Origin of the sequence: Acetobacter senegalensis (assembly GCF_001580995.1) — a bacterium.
GTDB lineage: Bacteria > Pseudomonadota > Alphaproteobacteria > Acetobacterales > Acetobacteraceae > Acetobacter > Acetobacter senegalensis.
On record NZ_LHZU01000059.1, the window covers coordinates 1 to 4,916 of the forward strand.

At 56.8% G+C, this 4,916-nt stretch carries 1 protein-coding gene and 1 pseudogene; both read left to right on the plus strand.

All coding sequences use genetic code 11. From position 1 onward, the window contains the following. Positions 1-427, plus strand: a pseudogene (locus tag AD948_RS18310) (hypothetical protein); the annotation flags it as partial. Positions 428-612: 185 nt separating this feature from the next. After that, positions 613-4,572 (plus strand): AAA domain-containing protein, encoded by a 3,960-nt coding sequence (locus AD948_RS00565; RefSeq protein WP_061470264.1) that lies wholly within the window; start codon positions 613-615, stop codon positions 4,570-4,572. The last annotated feature ends 344 nt before the right edge of the window (positions 4,573-4,916 follow it).

Below are 4,916 nucleotides of genomic sequence, written 5' to 3' on the forward strand. Positions count from 1 at the left end.
GACTTTCGTACGCCTCGCGGCGCCCGAAACCCTTCAGGAAACCGGTCGGTCCGGTTTTGGGTGGAATTTCTTTGGAAGCGGACGTCTCCGCCAATCCCTAGGCGGTTCACTCATGGAATTGCTGTTCGCCCGGACATCCTTCTGGTCTGATGCATTGACACTGGATGACCTTCTTCCGCAGCTGACATCAGGCCGGATGATTCAGGTTCATGACGAATACCGGAAGGCAGGTCTGCCACTCAATGTGATTGCAGAACACGTTCTCTTCTATAAAAGACCAATCCGATCCGATGAGCAGCGCGATGTTGCTTGCGCTTTGAGGGATCTTGGTCGGACACAGCATCGCACGGCTAAGGCCCGACTTTGGATAGCACCCCCTGATTTTCCATCGCGAGATCGAAACAAGCCCCGATGGCATCACAGGTGAAGACATCTCGCAAAGTACTACGATTTCTCCAGTGTCTTTCTTTGCCCAGCCGTCGTTTTCTTGGTCATCTGCCTCACTGCAACCATATGTTCTGACGCTAAGTCCTGAGCCTAGGGGACGCATATGTTTACATGCCAAAGGGCATTTCGTAATAAAAAGCGTCACTACATAGGGTTCTAAAGCGGATGTCGTCGAAGCCAAGCCATCATTCGGTCCTTTCGTACTGGCATTCAGCTCTTCTTGATGATGCCCAGATGAAGATCTCCTTTAGCCGGGATAATCTGGTTGCTCTTGACGAAGAGGGTTTTGAAAAAGGCCAGCTGCCGCCTAACAAAACCCAGGCACTGAGAAAGATGCATCCTGCCTCCCGTGACCTGGCTCCTAACGATTCCATTATCGCGATGGCCGGTATCCGCATTCTTCTCGGACAGGTCAGTCATTCCACCGAGCATTCGAAACAGCCTGCCCTTTTCTGTATGGCCATGCTCGTCAACGTCAGTCCGGGAGGCACCATCCAGCCGCTCAAGGATGCCCCGCCCTGGATAAATCGAGAGCTTCTCGAACCGTCGGATGGTGACATCCTGATTGGTGATTTGGCCACCATGGATACCTGGCTCCAGCTCAATCCGTTTGAAGGAGGCAGTCTCGGCAAGACCCTGGAGTGGGCGGAAAAGCTTTGGAACGCAGTGACCGGAGAAGACGGATTACCCGACGGCTACGAACTCTGGGAGCGCGTGGCCCTTCAGCCTGCGGAGGCCAGCATCGGGATGATTGCGACCCTCCATCAGCGACGGTTTTACGATACCGTTCTGGCTGACACCGATCTCGTAACACCTCTGCTCGCACGGTATGTCGATGGTGGACCGGAACCGGCCGTCGTGGATGAGTCCCAGAAGTGGGCTGCAGCGGGCCGAGCCAGGGGAACGATGACTTTCGCCTATGGAATGTCATCCAGCCAGTCTGAAGCCATGACGGCGTTCTGCTCGGTGAAAGATGGTGACATTCTCGCCGTGAACGGCCCCCCGGGCACCGGCAAGACGACACTTCTGCAAGGTATCGTCGCAACGGAGCTGGTGACACGTGCCCTCGAGGGTGGTGATCCGGCTGTCATCGTCGGGACCTCGACCAACAACCAGGCTGTCACCAACATCATTGATGCCATGAAAAAAGCCATGGCTTCCAAGGACAGCCGGCCATGGGCGAGAAGATGGATTGAGGGTGCCGATGCGCTGGGTCTTTATTTCCCGTCCGGAGAGAAAGAAAAGGAGGCTCTGAAAGCCGGCTACCTGATCGCGTCTCCGGGAAGAGGCTTGGGCACGATGGAGTGGAAAGGCTTCCCCGAACGTGAACGGGACACGGTCGATGCCTGGGCCTCCCGTGACGCTTGGATCAACGGCTACTACAGTTCTTTCTATCCGGGCGTCACTCCGCCAGTCCGCAAGGAGCACCTTTCAGGTCACGGTCCTCAGGGGGCGCGTCACGACATCAGCCTTGTTGAAGATGGCATCGCGAAAATCCGCGCCCGGATGAAGGTGCTTGTCGAAACAGGGCGGGTCTGTGCTGGAGAAGCCAGAAAGCTGAATCAGCTTTACGTGGCCTCGGGCTATGGAACATATCCCGACATCACAAAGGCCATCGCCCAGCGGGAAGCCCTTCTTCAGGAGCGCAGGCCAAGGGAAGACGCTCTCAAATCCGACCTCAAGGAAAAAGAGGCCGCTGCCGCCGTTCCGCGCGCCAGGATCAATGAGGAGAACCGGAAAACCCGGGACCTCCTGAAGCAGCGTGATGATGCCGTGCATGCTGCCGGGCAGAAAGTCGAAGAGGTGGGAGCACATGCCGTCGCGCTCATTGCTGCATTGCCGGAGGGCGGTTTCTTTTCGAACCTGATGAGTGGACGCAACTGGGCGAATGTTGAAAGGCTTGTCGCCGAGGGTAGACAGAGCAGCTTCTTTCGGTCGCTCATGCAGACTCAGGTCAAGTCCAAGCTCGAATGGATGAATGCCATCAATGAGATGACGGCATCAGCCGAGAGGGAGCTCGCAACAGTCCGGGAATCCCGGGAAGAGACGCGTCAGGCTCGAGATACCCTGGTCCAGAAGTTGGAACGCGAGGTTGCCGCTGCCGACCTGGTGAGCAAGACCGCCCGAGCAGAGTACGATCACTATGTGGAAGGCTCCTATGTTCTGGCCGGTCGCGAGCTTGAAAAGCTCGTCACCCTCAAGCATCAGATACTCCAGCAACTTCAGGATTGCTGCACGTCCATTGAAACGGTTCTGGCACCGTCCGACTGGGCCGCGATGTTCGACATGCCGGAAGAAAAACTTCCCTGGCGCCAGAGCAACTGGACAGGAAGGCTAGATGTCATCGAGGATTTCCTGGACCGGACAATACGCTACGCTCTGTTCCAGTATGCTTTGCGCTACTGGGAAGGTCGGTGGGTCCTTGAAGTTCAGGCTCTTCAGGATGCGCTCGAGCAGAACGACAACAAGGTCTATCCGTTCAAGGTTGGCGGCAGAGCCATGGAGGCCATGTATCGTCGATGGGCGATGCTGACACCGCTCTTCATCGTGACGGCAGCCAGCCTTCCGAAGTTTCCCAAATGCACGATGATGGAAAACGGCAAATTCGTCGAACGTTTCATGGCAGGCTTTTTCGACCTGCTCATTGTTGACGAAGCCGGACAGATAGCCCCCTACCAAATGGTCCCGGCCATGGCCTTCTCGAAGAAAGCCGTTGTGGTCGGGGATGTCTTCCAGATTGAGCCGGTCGTCACCAGTTCCCATGCAACGGATACTGGCAATGCCCGAAAGGCCGGCGTTCAGGAATACTTCTGGGATGACGACGGACCGGTTGATCCCCGCGTCGTCACGGCCGCCCCGGGAAACAATAACATCATGGGCTCCGTGATGCGCGTGGTCCAGACAGGCACCAGTCACTCCTCACCGGACAGCCCTGTTCCCGGCATCTTCCTGACCGAGCACCGCCGTTGCCGACGGGACATCATCGAGATCTGCAACGAACTCGTTTATAACGGCCGCCTGAAACCCATGACCGCAGAACCGGACAGGAAACCTCCTCTGCCGCCTCTTGCTTGGGCCAATGTCAATGGAACGTCGGAGCGTCTGGGGCGCAGTCAGCGCAATCCCCGTGAAGCGGAGGCCATCGCGCGGTGGATTGTCAGTAACGCGGATGAATGGAAGGACTTCTACGACAAGCCGGTGAACGAGATTGTCGCGGTGATTGCCCCCTATGGACCGCAGAGAGACGCCATCCGGCGGGCCTTACGCAAGTTCAGCACGGCCCATACGGACAAGAACATCTCGAAAATTAAGGTCGGCACGGTCAACGCCATGCAGGGCGCGGAACGGGACATCATCATCTTCTCGCCAACATGCGACCGCAAGGCGAGCACGGGATTCCTGGATGGCAAGCGCAGTCTTCTCAACGTCGCCATCTCACGAGCCGTCCATTCGTTCGTCGTCATTGGCACGATGGAAATCTTCGAGCGGAATCCTGCGTCGGCCCTGGGAATTCTGGGGAGAGCCCTGTTTTCCAAGGGCTATGAACTCGGGGATGTGACTGGCAACTGGGCGGCAGATACGTCTCTCATCCTCCGTGGCAAGAGGCTGTCATCCGTAAGCGAGCACCACGCGCAACTGGATACAGCCCTCGCGGACCTGAAAGACGGCGAGGAAATTGTCATTGTCTCCCCCTTCCTGTCCCTGTCCGGCGTCAACGCACCTGAACTCCAGGACAGCATCCGCGAGGCCGTTGGCAGAGGGGCCGTGGTCAATATCGTGACGCGCGTTCCCAACGCTCCCGGTTATTCCAACGGAACATCACCTGCGTGCAGAAAAGCACTCGAGGAGACGGGAGCAAGGCTGCACGACATCAAGCTCCTACATTCGAAGACGCTGATGACGCAGAGCTTCATTGCAGAAGGGTCCTTCAACTGGCTGAGCGTCATGCGCGACAAACCTGAGGGCGCCAACCTGGATACGTCATGGGTGCTGACCGGGGAGGATGCCCATAAAGCCGCCCGAGAAGCCATTGATGAGCTCAACCTTCTTCTGAAAGAGAGCAAGCCCCCGTCCGAAATAGGGCATGGAATAATGGCGGCCTTTGTCTGTCAGGGGAAAGACTGACAGATCTTCCCGGAGTAATGCCAGCAGTCATGATGCCGTTTTTCGATGATAAATTTCAGCGCTATTCAGTTTTGTGTTCGGTAAGCGCTCGTCCACGAATACAAGGTGGTCGTGGATAAGAAATTCGTAAGCGTTCGGATGTCGCACATTCGTATTTAATTTGAGAGCGAGAGAGCGAGAGAGCGAGAGAACGAGAGAGCGACTACGGACATGATCTAGCCGTTCGGTCCACCCTACCGATTGGCCAGGTCAGCACAGTTGCTTGCCAGCATCTCCGTAGAGATCGTATCAGCCAGTCGGGGGAGGGAGAACGAACCCGCTACGCGGGATTGGTGCGGTGTGCA